General features: G+C 61.5%; 13 protein-coding genes. 7 read left to right on the forward strand and 6 right to left on the reverse strand.

What is annotated here, in order from left to right:
• The first annotated feature begins 6 nt into the window (after window positions 1–6).
• Window positions 7–636: a mycothiol-dependent nitroreductase Rv2466c family protein gene (locus tag JQS30_RS04925; protein WP_213172262.1), complete on the forward strand. Its 630-nt coding sequence runs from the start codon at window positions 7–9 to the stop codon at window positions 634–636.
• 75 nt (window positions 637–711) lie between these two features.
• Here the strand turns inward: JQS30_RS04925 and JQS30_RS04930 are convergent, their stop codons facing one another.
• Window positions 712–1,203, reverse strand: coding sequence for a DUF3145 domain-containing protein (locus tag JQS30_RS04930; RefSeq protein ID WP_213172263.1), 492 nt, complete (start codon window positions 1,201–1,203; stop codon window positions 712–714).
• 515 nt (window positions 1,204–1,718) lie between these two features.
• Between JQS30_RS04930 and JQS30_RS04935 the strand changes: the two genes are divergently transcribed.
• Window positions 1,719–2,072: a hypothetical protein gene (locus JQS30_RS04935; RefSeq protein WP_213172264.1), complete on the forward strand. Its 354-nt coding sequence runs from the start codon at window positions 1,719–1,721 to the stop codon at window positions 2,070–2,072.
• A gap of 125 nt (window positions 2,073–2,197) precedes the next feature.
• Here JQS30_RS04935 and JQS30_RS04940 read toward each other — a convergent pair whose 3' ends face one another.
• The 3 genes from JQS30_RS04940 to JQS30_RS04950 form a co-directional block, all read right to left on the reverse strand.
• The gene (locus tag JQS30_RS04940; RefSeq protein WP_213172265.1) at window positions 2,198–3,967 is read right to left on the reverse strand and encodes a serine/threonine-protein kinase; all 1,770 of its coding nucleotides are present in this window, start codon (window positions 3,965–3,967) and stop codon (window positions 2,198–2,200) included.
• Window positions 3,968–4,539: 572 nt separating this feature from the next.
• Entirely contained in the window at window positions 4,540–4,716 is a 177-nt protein-coding gene (locus JQS30_RS04945; RefSeq protein WP_213172266.1) for a DUF397 domain-containing protein, read from the reverse strand.
• Window positions 4,706–5,554, reverse strand: coding sequence for a helix-turn-helix domain-containing protein (locus JQS30_RS04950; protein WP_425498835.1), 849 nt, complete (start codon window positions 5,552–5,554; stop codon window positions 4,706–4,708). The genes JQS30_RS04945 and JQS30_RS04950 overlap by 11 nt, the downstream gene beginning before the upstream one ends.
• 290 nt (window positions 5,555–5,844) lie before the next feature.
• Here JQS30_RS04950 and JQS30_RS04955 point away from each other — a divergent pair, with 290 nt between their 5' ends.
• The 4 genes from JQS30_RS04955 to JQS30_RS04970 are packed head-to-tail and all read left to right on the forward strand — an operon-like array spanning window position 5,845 to window position 6,749.
• Window positions 5,845–6,069, forward strand: a complete 225-nt coding sequence (locus JQS30_RS04955) for a hypothetical protein (protein ID WP_213172268.1) — start codon at window positions 5,845–5,847, stop codon at window positions 6,067–6,069.
• 26 nt (window positions 6,070–6,095) lie between these two features.
• Window positions 6,096–6,344: a hypothetical protein gene (locus tag JQS30_RS04960; protein WP_213172269.1), complete on the forward strand. Its 249-nt coding sequence runs from the start codon at window positions 6,096–6,098 to the stop codon at window positions 6,342–6,344.
• Window positions 6,341–6,601, forward strand: a complete 261-nt coding sequence (locus JQS30_RS04965) for a hypothetical protein (protein ID WP_213172270.1) — start codon at window positions 6,341–6,343, stop codon at window positions 6,599–6,601. The genes JQS30_RS04960 and JQS30_RS04965 overlap by 4 nt, the downstream gene beginning before the upstream one ends.
• On the forward strand, window positions 6,594–6,749 hold the full coding sequence (locus JQS30_RS04970) for a hypothetical protein (RefSeq protein WP_213172271.1): 156 nt from the start codon (window positions 6,594–6,596) through the stop codon (window positions 6,747–6,749). The genes JQS30_RS04965 and JQS30_RS04970 overlap by 8 nt, the downstream gene beginning before the upstream one ends.
• A 254-nt stretch (window positions 6,750–7,003) precedes the next feature.
• Here JQS30_RS04970 and otsB read toward each other — a convergent pair whose 3' ends face one another.
• Window positions 7,004–9,580 carry a trehalose-phosphatase gene (gene otsB / locus JQS30_RS04975; protein WP_213172272.1) on the reverse strand — a complete coding sequence of 859 codons (2,577 nt, stop codon included), beginning with the start codon at window positions 9,578–9,580 and terminating at the stop codon, window positions 7,004–7,006.
• 127 nt (window positions 9,581–9,707) lie between these two features.
• Entirely contained in the window at window positions 9,708–11,189 is a 1,482-nt protein-coding gene (locus JQS30_RS04980; RefSeq protein ID WP_213172273.1) for an alpha,alpha-trehalose-phosphate synthase (UDP-forming), read from the reverse strand.
• A 342-nt stretch (window positions 11,190–11,531) separates the two neighbouring features.
• Here JQS30_RS04980 and ettA point away from each other — a divergent pair, with 342 nt between their 5' ends.
• Window positions 11,532–13,208, forward strand: a complete 1,677-nt coding sequence (ettA, locus tag JQS30_RS04985) for an energy-dependent translational throttle protein EttA (RefSeq protein ID WP_213172274.1) — start codon at window positions 11,532–11,534, stop codon at window positions 13,206–13,208.
• Window positions 13,209–13,211: the final 3 nt, after the last annotated feature.

Below are 13,211 nucleotides of genomic sequence, written 5' to 3' on the forward strand. Positions count from 1 at the left end.
TGCTCTGTGAGTGAGAAGAAAATTGCCGACTTTTGGTTCGATCCGGCTTGCCCGTGGGCGTGGATGACATCTCGATGGGCACTCGAGGTTGAGAAGGTCCGCGACGTGACGTTTCGTTGGAACGTGATGAGCCTCTGGGTTCTCAACCGGGACAAGCTCGACGAGCTTCCGGATTCCTATCGGGAATTGCTGCCGCGCACCAAACCAGCGGTGCGGGTATGCACGGCTGTGGCGCACAAGTATGACAACGAGACGCTGGGAGCGCTTTATACGGCGCTTGGCACTGAGATCCATATAAAACAGAACAAGGATTCCGCGTCTTATATCCCCGCGGCGCTGGCACAGGTGGGTTTGCCGGCCGAATTGGCGACGGTCGGTGACACCGACTCGTACGACGAGGCGCTTGTCTCTAGCCACAACCGTGGTATCGATTTGGTCGGCCAAGATGTCGGCACTCCGGTCATCGCCGTGGACGGGCCCGACGGTGACCAGGTGGCATTTTTCGGGCCAGTGGTGACACCGGCTCCCAAAGGTGAGGCCGCGGGCCGGTTGTGGGACGGCACGATTCTGGTCGCCGCGACACCGGGTTTCTACGAGATTAAGCGCACTCGCCACCTCGGCCCAATCTTTGATTAGGCCGACTCCCAGCTGCGAAGGTGTGAGGCAAGACTATGGGCCGCAAGGTTTACCTTGCGGCCCTGTGTTTGCGGTTTAGCTGACCTGACCTAGCCAGGACTGCTCGGCTTGGCCACATGCGAGCCGGTACGGTTCCAGCTCCCGGTCCCATTCGGTGCCCAGCAGCTTGTCCAAGCCACTTCGCAGTGCCTCGGAACTGGTGGTGGTGGCCAACAGCGCCCGTATCCGGTCCTCGGTGACCATGAGGTCCCCGGAGGCGCTCATTGCGGCCCGGTAGACGCCCAAGTGGGGAACGTACATGATGCGTTCCCCGTCGCAGCCTTCGCTGGGTTGCTCGGTTACTTCGAACCGCAGCATTGGCCACTGGCGCAGGGCAGCTGCGATCTCGGCGGCCATGCCGGGCGCTTCGCGCCAGGACCGCGTTGAACGCAGGGTTCCCGCCTCTGCGGATTGGGGTTCCCAACCCAGCTTCACGGTCGTGCCCAGGACACGACCGATGGCCCACTCGACGTGTGGACACACAGCCGGTGGGCTGGAGTGGACGGATATAACGCCCTTCGTGAGCACCGCGCACCTCCCGGCAAAATCGACGTAATGCACCTTCCCCACATGCACTCGCGCCGCCGTACTTTTACCGGCCTTTAGGCCCTTTTGCCGAACATGCGCAACATGGCTCATAACCATACTGACAGCTCGTAACGTATCGCGCTAGGTTAAAACTGGCCGAGAGTGGAAGTTTTTCGCCAATGCCGAGCCTGCCAACAGCGAGAACTGTATGGATATGGCGCAAACCTCCAATAATAAGTGTGCCAATCGACACCGGCGAGAACTCATGTACAGTTGTAGAGTTGAAGTGACCGGCCACGTGTCGGTTTTCTCTCTGCCTACAGACTCATACCACTGTTGTGCTCTCGCGGTCGTGTCCCGCACGACCGTAAAGCCCAACGACGTGTGGAGCCCGAGTCGGCAATTCCGCGTCGCGACGCCGCCCGCAGGGGTGTGTGCCGCAAACGGTGCCCGGGCGCAGTTTGCGGCGCAGAAAATTGGAACCATACACACACGATTTGGTGAGGAGACCGGCTGTGGCAGCTAACACCTCCAAGACAGCGCGCGCGTCCGTCCGTGCAGGGCAATCGAAAAGCTCTGGGCTCAGCGTTCTCGGGGAATTCAAGTACCTGATCCCGCTCAACAAGGGCAAGCACGTTTACGTCCGTAACATCACGAATGGCCAGACGGTGCACCACGCCGTTGACTCCGAGGCCATCGTCGAGGAGCTCAAGGTCCTCACCGACGCTGGTCACGGTGAAAAGATCCAGGCTGAACTGGAAAGTTTCGCCAAGGACCTCCCGGCCGAACAGAACTGGGCCGACACGCTGAAGAACCTGCGGGCCGCCGGTGCTTTCGGCGAGGTTCAGGAAGCCGAGGCCGCCGCTTAAGCGGAGCCTGCGCAGTGCGCCCCTAACCAGGGCGACCCAAGCAATACAGAGCCGCCGCCCTTTCGGGCGGCGGCTCTGTGCGTCAAAGACCGTCGGCAAACGCAGATGCCGAAGTTACCGCAGCGCTACTGCGGCTCGCGCTCAGTACACACTTCCTCCGAGAAGTTCAACTCCTCGGACGATACGAGGAATCCCACTTGGAAACAGTAGTTCTCCGTGTCGGACAGGGCGTTGATAGTCGTAGTCGTCGCGCCGTTTTCGGTGGTTGTGAGAGTTTCGTAGGTGGCGTCGGGGACATCGCGGATGTACATCACCACAAACGAGGATGTCCCTTCACCGACCGGATCCTCCCAGCTCAACGTGATGCGGTCACCCAGGTCGGCAATCTGCAGATCCGTCGGCACCAAGTCACCGTCGATGACCGCCTGTGGCGGTTCGTCCTCATTACCGCCAGAGGGACTGATAATCCACAGCCACCCCAGCATCACGGCCGCCAAGACGACTGTCACGACCGACCCCATGATGATGTAGGGCCGTAGGGAACCGGCACCATCGGCGGCCTTACTCGCCTTCTTACGTTCAATCACCGGCGGCGCGACCATGGGGCTGCTCACCGGGGCGCTAGAGACCTGCTGTGGTCCCCCTTGGGCGGAAGCGTTCCACGGCGTCGGAGGCGGAGCCATACTGACGGGGGCGGCGCTGGCGGGGCTGGCGCTAATGGGTGTGTCGTAGCCGCCGGTGCCAGTGGGGGCTGGCGAGGCGGGAATTCCGGAGAAGGGCACCCCAGAGGCTGGATATACCGGATGGGGGGCACCCGGCGCCTGCTGACCTGGCTGGGGTGGGGCGGCCGGTCCTCCGGAGAGCATCTGCTTGAGGTCGTGGTGGCTGGGGCCTAGCGCGGAATCGAAGGCAGCCGGTGGCATCCCGGCCTGTCCTGAGGACGTGTGTTGTCCGAAAGGGTCCATCGGCGCGTTGGGATCACGGGGTGGTCCGTCGGTGGGCCGGAAGACCGTGGCTTCGTCGGCCAAGTCCTCCCACGTCATGCGACTGGAGGGGGATCGCACGAAGCCAGCCGAGGTGGAGCCGTAAACCTGCTGTTGGAGAGCCTCGGCGAACGCCAGAGTGGACTCGTGGCGGTCGGCTGGGTCTTTGGACAGGCCTTTGCGCAGCTGGTTTTCCAACCATTCGGGCACGTCTTGACGCGGCAGGGGAGGTGGCGGCTCGTGTTCTAGTCGTCGCCGGTGTGTGTCCGGGTCGGTGCCGCCTTCGGGGTTGGCGAACGGGGCGTGACCCGCCAGAAGGTGCCACATGGTTGAGGCGAGGCTGAACAAGTCGGAAGCCGCCGTCTGCGATTCCCGGCGAATCGCCTCCGGAGAGGCGTGGAGTGGGGTCAGCTTGTCGAGTGTGCCCGTCGAGGCGAGGTCGGCGGCCGCGCGGGCGATACCGAAGTCGGCCAGGGCGGGGCCGTACTGGGCTCGCAGGATGTTTTGTGGTTTGACGTCGCGGTGAATGATATTGGCCGAGTGGGCCGCGTGCAGGGCCTGGCCGATCTTGATACCGACTTCGACGACGTCGGAGACGGGAAGTGGCCCGTTCTTTTTGAGAATTTGGGTGTAGGAGCCGCCTTCGCAGTACTCCATGACGATGTAGGGCTGGCCCTCGGCGGTGGTCCCGGTGTCGATGATCGACACGATATGGGGGTGGTTGGACACCGACACGGTGGTGTCCAGTTCCTTCTGGACCGCAGACTGGGTGGTCATTTCATCGTCGACCAGTAGCACTTTGACCGCGACTTCGCGGTCAAGGCGCTCTTGCACAGCTCGGTAGACGAACGCGGAGGAGCCGTGGGCGACCATGGTGAGGTCGCGATAACCGGTCAGGGTGGGTTCGACCATGGAGGTCAAGACCTTCCGAGCGAAGAGGGAAATTCGGAACGGACTTACTTTACCGTCTGAGGTTTGTGAGTTGTCATTTCGGTATTGCCTGCCTGAGAATTCCTCGCAGGTGTGACTTCGGGTCCCTGTGTCGGCCCGTGTCCCTGGGCCCCGGATGGCAAAGCACGGTGACCTCGCCAAAGGCTGTGGTGTCCAACAGGTCCGCTTTGGCCTTCACCGTAAGCGCCCTTCGGCGAAACCGTGCCTTTGAACATGGGGTGCGCAGCGGCGATGGCCCCCGGCCGTACACCCAGATTTAGGGACTCAGGTGCCGGGCTGCTCTCTGTAGGAGAGGTTCATTGAACATCACCAGATGCCAGATGCGGAGGGTTGGCATTGCCCACGCAAGAAGAATGGATAGATCTGCCAAAAAACGTGTCTTTCGAGTATTGAAGTGAAAATGAGTCCAACGCCCCTGAAACACTGTTTGGCTGGATTTTTCTCATACGTGCGCAAAAGAGCGACCCTCACCATCAGCGAAGGTCGCTATACTGCGGAAACGACCAAGTCTCCGCCGCCTGGCTGCTAACCCGTTAGCGCCGGGCGGCGCGCAGCAGACTCGTGAAGTCACCGTCAGCGAGGTCGAAGACCGGTGACGCATCGCCCAGCTTCGAATCCCGCACCTGGAACGCGCCCGTACGGCGTGCTTCAACGCAGTTTTGGGCACCACCCCCACTGCTACGGCTCGACTTGCGCCATTCATGAGTCATATAGATACTCCTCAATTGTTACGGTCATTGCTTGTGTCGCAGCGAAGACCTCTTTGTGTAGTGAGACTACTGGGCTATTTTCCACGTAGCGGCAGCCGTCAAGTGCATCGAGGAACAAGAATGTGCCACCGTCAGCGTCCAGGATATTGAACCCGTGTCCAGCACCTGGGTGCAGTCCCTTGGGAACGGAGATGTTCACTTTCGGGTTTTCCGCGAGTTCTAGCAACCGCCTCACTTGGCTGTCTCGCACCTCTGGGTCGAGGAGATGCAGGTATCGAATTGCGCCTGGCCCCACGATGAATTCCATGTGAGGAAGTTCGGCTCTGCTGTACATAAGTTGCTGACGGCGGCTCCTGAGATCGCGGATTGACGCTAGGACGTCTTCGGGGACATGGGCCTGTGCCGCCTGTAGGGCTGCGAGGTATTCGGGAGTCTGTAGCAGCCCTGGGATGAGCTCGGATTCGAGGACTCGGATGTGTTCCGCGACCTGCTCAGTCTCTAGGAACATAGGGAATGCGGGGTTTACCACTGAGCCTGATCCAGCATCGAAGTAGGGCTCCCACCACCCGCGTTCGTTGCTCCTCACCCGGAGTGTATGCAGGTAGCTGCGTTCAACGCCGGTGATACCGAGATGTTCGCAAATAGCGTCGAGCTGGTGTTTTTTAACGCCTTGGGCGCCAGATTCGATGCGAACGATCGTGTTGCGGTGTTGGTCGAGCGCGGCTTGAGCTACTTGGCCCGGTGTCTCTCCCCTCATTCCGCGGGCCTTAGTCAGCCTCATGCCGAGGGCCCGTCGAGCCAGCGTAGGGCCCGGGATCTTACTTTCGTGTCTATCCATGCCCTAGTGTCGCATATGCCGTGTGCGTTTCGCACTTATACGTTTCGCACATGCACACAATGTGCAGCGCGTTTCCTCTACCAAAGTGCTAGGAACAGCCCTTATCGTCGTGTCATGCCCGATGTGGGCACCCTGCCCAACGTTGGCGAGGTAGGGACGGGTTGCTGGCTTTGGAGACCCCCGGGGCCACTCTCGATGTAGCCAACACACAATGGCCCGCCGCTAGGACCAAAAGATTTCGCGGTCTCACATCCCGGCGGCGGGCCTCTTCACAGGAGGTTAGAGCTCCCATGCCATCTGAAACGATACTGGTCGATGAGCGCCTTGGGCAACTCCAGACGCATTTGCATCTGCATGTTCCACGTCCTGCGTGGTGGGGGCTGCGGTGTGGCTACTGCCGGGAGCGGTGGGTACGGGGCGCGTGCCCCACCAAACGCGACGCACTCGTGGCAATTAACGCCCACCGGGCTCGCATGTCCTCGACCACGGCGCTACCGGCAGGTGAGGCGCTGTGAACCAAAAAACAACACCGTCATCTGTAGTGGAATTTCAATTCGCGGGGGACACCTACATGGTCTGGCCACACTCACATCGTGGCCGCACGGTCCTGCTGACGCTCCAGGCCCGCACTTCCGCCATTGCCGTCGCCAAGATGATCGCCCGGCGCGGACTCATCACTGACATTGAGTGGGAGACACCATTCTCCGGCCGTTCCCAGGAATGGCGCGACACGCTGCGAACGCTAGTGCAATCGCACGCGGCCACGCAGCTAGCCGAGGTATCACGATGAGCGATCGAATCCTCGGCACATATGTGGGAACGGTCCTTATGGGACACCGCTACCCGCTTTACGCACAGGGCAGGCCCGACGTTGTCGATATCTATCGCAGCGATGAGACCACCAAGCCACCCATTGGCCGGGCCCAGCTGACTGCAACGGGAAGCTGGTACTTCACCTGGGCCATCTTCGGTGACGGCAGCGGAGCATGGATTGCCGCCTTCCGCGAACAGTTCGAGACGATCATGGCCCAGCGAACCGATGAATGAGACACCACTAACCGCTGTCGCGATCGCAGCCGCTCTCCTAGCCGTGGCCGCATTCCTATGGTCACCACTGTGGAGATACCGCATCCGCTGGGCCATCATCGGTCTGGCGCTCATCGCCGCAACAACAACGCTTTACTACGAGACCTAGAGGCTGATGCAAATGGCATTGTCGGCGTTCTCATCGGCTTGTTGAGGAGCGTCAACTTCGCCATCTACGGCCTCGAAGGCGCACTTTCGCGCAAGCTTCGTCATGACCAGGCCCATAGCGTTCCCTTCACAGCCTCAGTGGCCCCAGCAACGGAAAGCGCTGGGGCCACTGACGGTTGAGCAGCATATTTAGGTAGATATTTAACCTAGCGAGGGTAAACCCAGGCCATACACCCATGGCCAAACCAAACGAAACTAGCGTTTACCCAGCTTGTCCAACAGCAACGCCACCCGGATAAGACCGAGGTGCGAGTATGCCTGCGGGTGATTGCCCAGCCCGTGCTCGGCGACCGGATCCCACTGCTCGGCCAAAAGGCCAGTCGGTCCCGCACAAGCCAGAATCTGATCGAAGAGCTCTTCGGCGTCGGCGCGGCGCCCGACCTGCACGTAGGCCTCGGCCAGCCACGCCGCACACAGCACGAAGCCCCCTTCGCCGCCGGGAAGCCCGTCGTCACGGTGGTAGCGGTAAACGGTCGGCCCGGAACGCAGCCCAGCTTCGATGGCGAGCACAGTTTGCAAATAGCGCGGGTCATCCGGGGGTACGAGGCCCGAGAGACCGACCCACAGTGAGGCCGCGTCGAGGTCGTCGTCTCCGTACGCGGCGGTGTAGGCCCCCACGGTCTCGTTGAACCCCAGTTCGAGGATGTTGTTGGCGATGTTCTCGCGCAGCTTGTCCCAACCGGGCTTGGACTCCATGCCGTAATGCTCCGACACATACAGAGCCCTATCGACGGTCAACCAACACATCACCTTGGAGAAGACGTGGTGGCGGGGGGCCTGCCGGGCCTCCCAAATGCCGTGGTCGGGTTCGTGCCAGCGCCTCTCGACCGCCTCGACCATCGAGGAGAGGATGGTTTCCTCAAACTCGGTGACGTGTCCTCGGCGCTCGGCCACGGCCACAACCAGGTCGGCTACGGGGCCGAACACGTCTAGCTGTACTTGTTTGTTGGCGGCGTTGGACACGCGGACGGGACGTGACCCGGCATAGCCGGGCAAGGTGTCGATGATGGCCTCTGGTCCCGCGTGATGGCCCTCGATGTCGTACAGGGGTGCCAGTCGCTCGGGGTGACCAGCGGTACGGTCGATAATGCCGGCCATCCACTCGAAGAATCCTTCGGCCTCCCGCAGTGAACCGAGGTCGACCAGTGCCTTTGCCGTCATGGCCGCGTCACGGACCCAGCAGAAGCGGTAGTCCCAGTTGCGTACGCCGCCCAGTTCCTCGGGCAACGAGGTGGTGGCGGCGGCGAGGAAGGCTCCGGTGGGTTGGTAACACAGGCCCCGCAACGCAAGGGCGGAGCGTTCGATCATCTCCGGCTCGATCGCGGGAAGTTTGAGGGAATCGGCCCAGTTGCGCCAGTGCGCCTCAGTGGTGCGGCGGCGCACCCCCACATTTGCGTCGACGGGGGAGAAGTCGTCCACACCGCACAGCAGTTCTAGAATGAGCGATTCGCCGTGCTCGGTCAGGTCGACCTCGGCGGTGGCGGTGGCGTGTTGGCCATCGGTCTCAATCGTCCAGTCCACCCCAGGCGAACACAGCGTCATGGGCTCGTTGGCCCCGAGAATTTTGAGCCCGTTGTCTCCCACCGGTTGCAGTTGCACCGAGATCTGCCCGAATTCGGGGCGCGGAGCGAAGGTGATCTTGGCGGTTGTGTGCCCGCTAATTTCGCGCACGAGCACAGTCGCGTTCAGGTCGCCCTTGCGACGAGGCGTGGAGTCGAGCCAGTCGGTGACCGTGAGGCCCGCCCAGCGCGTCTCCACGGTCATAGTGCCGGGCCGGTAACGCTGACCCAGCGGGATGCCTTGGCTGACCGGCTGCACGGTGAAGTGACCGGCGGGCGTGCCACCGAGCAAGTCGGCGAAGACCGCGCCGGAGTCCGGGCGCGGGTGGCACATCCAGGTTATTTTCGCATCCGGTGAGACCAACGCTGTGTTGGAACCGTCCGCCAGCATCGAGTGGCGTTCGATGAGTTGCGCGTCCTCGCCCTTGAGCCACGATTGGCGAATTTCCACCAGGTCCGCTAGGAGCCGGGCGACCGCTTCGGGGTCCTCGATGGTGAAGTTGGCCTTGGTCTGTCCGTCACCGACTTTGACACCGATGTCGGGGCCGGTCAGGTGCGCGAACGCGTTTTCGTCCGTGACGTCGTCGCCGATGAACAACACCGCTGAGGCACCAAGCTGGTGCCGCAGTTGGTCCAGCGCGTCGCCCTTATGCGTGGCGACCACGGACAGGTCGATGACGGACTTGCCAGCGGTGACTTGAACCCCGTCCCACGAGGCGGGGCCGTGGCGCACCGCCGATATTGCCTCGGCTGCGTCCTGCCCGGACGCGGTGCGGGTGTGTAGCGCGGCTCCGGCGGGCTTGGACTCGACTTTGGTTCCGTCGAATCGTTCGGCGATCGCCTTAAGTTCGGCGACCAGTTTGTCTCGGCGGCTCTGATCTTCAGCCGACAGCGCGCGGGTGAAGTCGACGTCGAATTCGGATCCATGCGATCCGACTAGATGCACTTCGGAGGGCAGGCGGGAGAGTGCGGCCAGGTCGCGCAGGGCACGCCCGGATATGACAGAGACTTTGGTTTGCGGCAGGTTGGCCAGGGTTCGCAGGGCCGAGACAGACTCGGGAATCGGTTTCGCCTGGGAGGGATCGGTGACGATGGGGGCAAGAGTGCCGTCGTAGTCGCAGGCGATTAGCAGCTGCGGCACACGTGCCAACTTGGTGAGCGCTTCGCGCAGCTCGTCATCGAAGGCACGGGACGGCCGTGTCGGTGAGGTCATCAGCGGACTCCAACGCTGGTTAGTGAGTTCTCTTATTTGTCGCGCCCGTCAGGTATTTATGAGACCTCGACGCGCGGTTACAGCTCAGCACACTGAGCTTCGTTGTTCAGGCGTACATGTGCTGCGTTTATGTCGGCTCGTTCACGGTCGTGAACGTCCCCTCCGCTCTCTGGCCCAGACATTGCCTGGATAAGGCTTGCTGTTCGGGTACACCCAATGCGCTAAGGAATCGCCGCGCCCATCGTTGAACATCGTGCTTGCGGACGTGGCGCCTCATCGCGCGCATCCGTTTGATCTTATCGGTATCGGAGGCGTGCATCGCTTCAAGAAAACCCTGTTTCAAAGCCGCCATATCGTGGGGATTGACCTGGTAAGCCTGGTGAAGCTCCCCAGCGGCACCGGCGAATTCCGAAAGCAGTAGTGCCCCCGTATTATCCAGGCGACTGGATACATATTCCTTCGCGACCAGGTTCATGCCGTCGCGCATCGGGGTGACGGCCATGATATCGGCGGCTCGATACAGGGCCGTGAGTTCGCGACGATCATAGGATTGATGCAGGTAATGAACGGCTGGTCCACCGACTTGCCCGAAATCTCCGTTAATGCGGCCCACTTCGAGCTCAACTTTATTACGCAGTTTCATGTAGTGCTCAACGCGCTCCCGGCTCGGGGTGGCCACCTGCACCATCACGGTGTCGGGAACGGACAACTCTCCGTCCTCCAATAGCTCCCGGAACGCTTTGAGCCGCAGCTCGATGCCTTTGGTGTAATCGAGGCGATCGACGCCGAGAATGATAGTACGCGGGTCGCCCAGCTCGTTGCGAATCTCCTCCGCCCGTTTGATCACCTCCGGCTCAGCGGCGATGCTCTCGTTGGTAGCCGTGTCGATCGAGATGGGGAAGGATTCCGCCCGCACTAGCCTCTCGTCGGCCAGGTCGTCGTCGACGGCGACGTAGTGTCCGCGCGGTTGCAGTCCCAACAGGTGTTTGGTCAGGCGCAGGAAGTTCTGGGCCGCGAAAGGGCGCTGAAAGCCCACCAGATCCGCCCCCAGCAGGCCCTTGAGGATTTGGACGCGCTGCGGCATCTGCATGAACAGCTCCACTGGCGGAAAAGGGATGTGCAGAAAGAATCCGATCCGCAGGTCAGGGCGCATTTGGCGCAGCATGGCGGGCACGAGCTGGAGCTGATAGTCCTGCACCCACACCACCGCGTTTTGAGCCGCCTCCTCGGCGGCAATCGTGGCGAATCGCTGATTGACCTCCTCGTACGCAGCCCACCAGCTGCGCCGGAACGTGCGTGTCTCGACCGCGTCGTGATACAGCGGCCACAGCGATGCGTTCGAGAATCCTTCGTAGTACCTTTGCACTTCGGCTTGGCTAATGGAGACCGGATGAAGACGCACGCCCTCCAAGTCGAAGGCCTCCGGGGCAGGCCCGGCGTTGCCCGCCCAGCCGACCCAGGTGCCTTTTTCCGCCTGCAAGACGGGGTGCAGCGCGGTGACGAGTCCTCCCGGGGAGCGCCGCCAATGCCGGTTGCCGTCCGCGTCGGTCACGGAGTCGACAGGTAGACGGTTGGCCACGACCAAAAAAGACGCTTTTTGGTTACTCACCGAGTCCTCCTATATTGGGTGGTTGACCTTCTAGACTACTGCCAGATTTGAGATGGTGGCGTTACGTACATGTGACGAGCTCAGTCTCTGGGAGTTTCCCTGCAGTAGGCTGGAACACGGCGCGGAGCCGGTCTCGACGGACTCCGGCGCGCTCACGCGAGCGTCGCCACGACATGTGTGCAGGTCATAGCCGCATCCATGTGTGTAAACGTCGATGGCGCGCCGTCATGGCGAGGGTGGTGTCCTTGGCACCGCCGATGGGGTGCCTGTGACGATTCGGCCCCCTCTTGACAGAATTAGCCCTGGTTGACTAAAGAGACTTTCTTAGCGCAAAGGATTATTGTGGCGCAGTTCATATACACCTTGGATAAGGCGCGCAAAGCGCACGGCGACAAGGTGATTCTCAATGACGTGACCTTGCACTTCCTCCCAGGAGCCAAGATCGGTGTTGTTGGTCCCAACGGCGCTGGTAAATCCAGCCTCCTGCGGATCATGGCCGGCATCGACCACGTCACCAACGGTGAAGCCCGCCTCATGGACGGCTACACCGTCGGCATGCTGGCTCAAGAGCCGCCGCTGACCGAAGGCAAAACAGTCCTGGAAAACATCCAAGAGGCCGTGGCTCCGCTGCGGGCAAAACTCGCCCGCTTTGAGGCCATTGCCGAAGAGATGGCGACTGACTACACCGACGAGCTCATGACCGAAATGGGCAAGCTGCAAGAAGAACTCGACGCCGCTGAGGCTTGGGAACTGGACAGCCGCCTGGAACAGGCCATGGACGCACTGCGCTGCCCGCCCGGGGACGAAGTCGTCGACTACCTCTCCGGTGGTGAACGCCGCCGTGTGGCCCTGTGCAAGCTGTTGCTCGAAGCGCCTGACCTATTGCTGCTCGACGAGCCCACCAACCACCTCGACGCGGAGAGCGTGCAGTGGTTGGAGCAGCACCTAGCCAAGTACGAGGGCACCGTCATCGCCATCACACACGACCGGTACTTCCTCGACCACGTCGCCACGTGGATCCTGGAGCTCGACCGTGGCCGCTGCTACCCCTACGAAGGCAACTACTCCACCTACCTGGAGAAGAAAGCCGAGCGGATGGCCGTCGAGGGCCGCAAAGACGCCAAACTGCGCAAGCGCCTGCAAGACGAACTGGAGTGGGTACGCTCCAACGCCAAGGGTCGGCAGACAAAATCGAAAGCTCGTCTGGGGCGCTACGAGGAAATGGCCGCCGAGGCCGAGAAAACCCGGAAACTGGACTTCGAGGAAATTCAGATTCCGCCAGGCCCCCGCCTGGGCAGCAGCGTCATCGAAGTCGAGGACCTGCACAAGGGCTTTGACGGACGCGATCTCATCAATGGCTTGAGTTTCTCGCTTCCTCGCAACGGCATCGTCGGCATCATCGGCCCCAACGGGGTCGGTAAGACGACCCTGTTCAAAACCATCGTCGGCCTGGAGAAACCAGACTCCGGCAACGTGAAAATCGGCAATACCGTCAAACTCTCCTACGTCGACCAGAGCCGCGAAGGTCTGGAAGGCGACAAAAGCGTGTGGGAAACCGTTTCCGACGGACTTGACTACATCATGGTCGGCAACGTGGAGATGCCCTCCCGAGCCTATGTCGCGGCATTCGGCTTTAAAGGCCCAGACCAGCAGAAACCAACTAAGGTGCTCTCCGGTGGAGAACGCAACCGTCTCAACCTGGCGCTCACGCTCAAACAGGGCGGCAACGTGCTGCTGCTCGACGAGCCGACCAACGACCTTGACGTTGAGACCCTGTCGAGCCTGGAAAACGCCCTCCTGGAGTTCCCCGGCTGTGCCGTGGTCATCTCCCACGACCGGGCATTCCTCGACAAGGTCGCCACGCACATGCTCGCCTGGGAAGGCAACGACATCGACAACCCGTCGTGGTTCTGGTTCGAAGGAAACTTCGACTCCTACGAAGAGAACAAGATCGACCGTCTGGGCCCCGACGCGGCCAAACCGCACGCCGTCGTACACCGCAAACTCACCCGCGACTAGTTC

It is taken from the genome of Natronoglycomyces albus, assembly GCF_016925535.1.
In the GTDB taxonomy this organism is placed as follows: domain Bacteria; phylum Actinomycetota; class Actinomycetes; order Mycobacteriales; family Micromonosporaceae; genus Natronoglycomyces; species Natronoglycomyces albus.

Excerpts from the sequence above, each read along its gene's own strand:
- JQS30_RS04940 (WP_213172265.1), bottom strand. The coding sequence starts at position 3,967 with ATGGTCGAACCCACCCTGACCGGTTATCGCGACCTCACCATGGTCGCC.
- JQS30_RS04945 (WP_213172266.1), bottom strand. The coding sequence starts at position 4,716 with ATGACTCATGAATGGCGCAAGTCGAGCCGTAGCAGTGGGGGTGGTGCC.
- JQS30_RS04950 (WP_425498835.1), bottom strand. The coding sequence starts at position 5,554 with ATGGATAGACACGAAAGTAAGATCCCGGGCCCTACGCTGGCTCGACGG.
- JQS30_RS04955 (WP_213172268.1), top strand. The coding sequence starts at position 5,845 with ATGCCATCTGAAACGATACTGGTCGATGAGCGCCTTGGGCAACTCCAG.
- JQS30_RS04965 (WP_213172270.1), top strand. The coding sequence starts at position 6,341 with ATGAGCGATCGAATCCTCGGCACATATGTGGGAACGGTCCTTATGGGA.
- JQS30_RS04970 (WP_213172271.1), top strand. The coding sequence starts at position 6,594 with ATGAATGAGACACCACTAACCGCTGTCGCGATCGCAGCCGCTCTCCTA.
- otsB (WP_213172272.1), bottom strand. The coding sequence starts at position 9,580 with ATGACCTCACCGACACGGCCGTCCCGTGCCTTCGATGACGAGCTGCGC.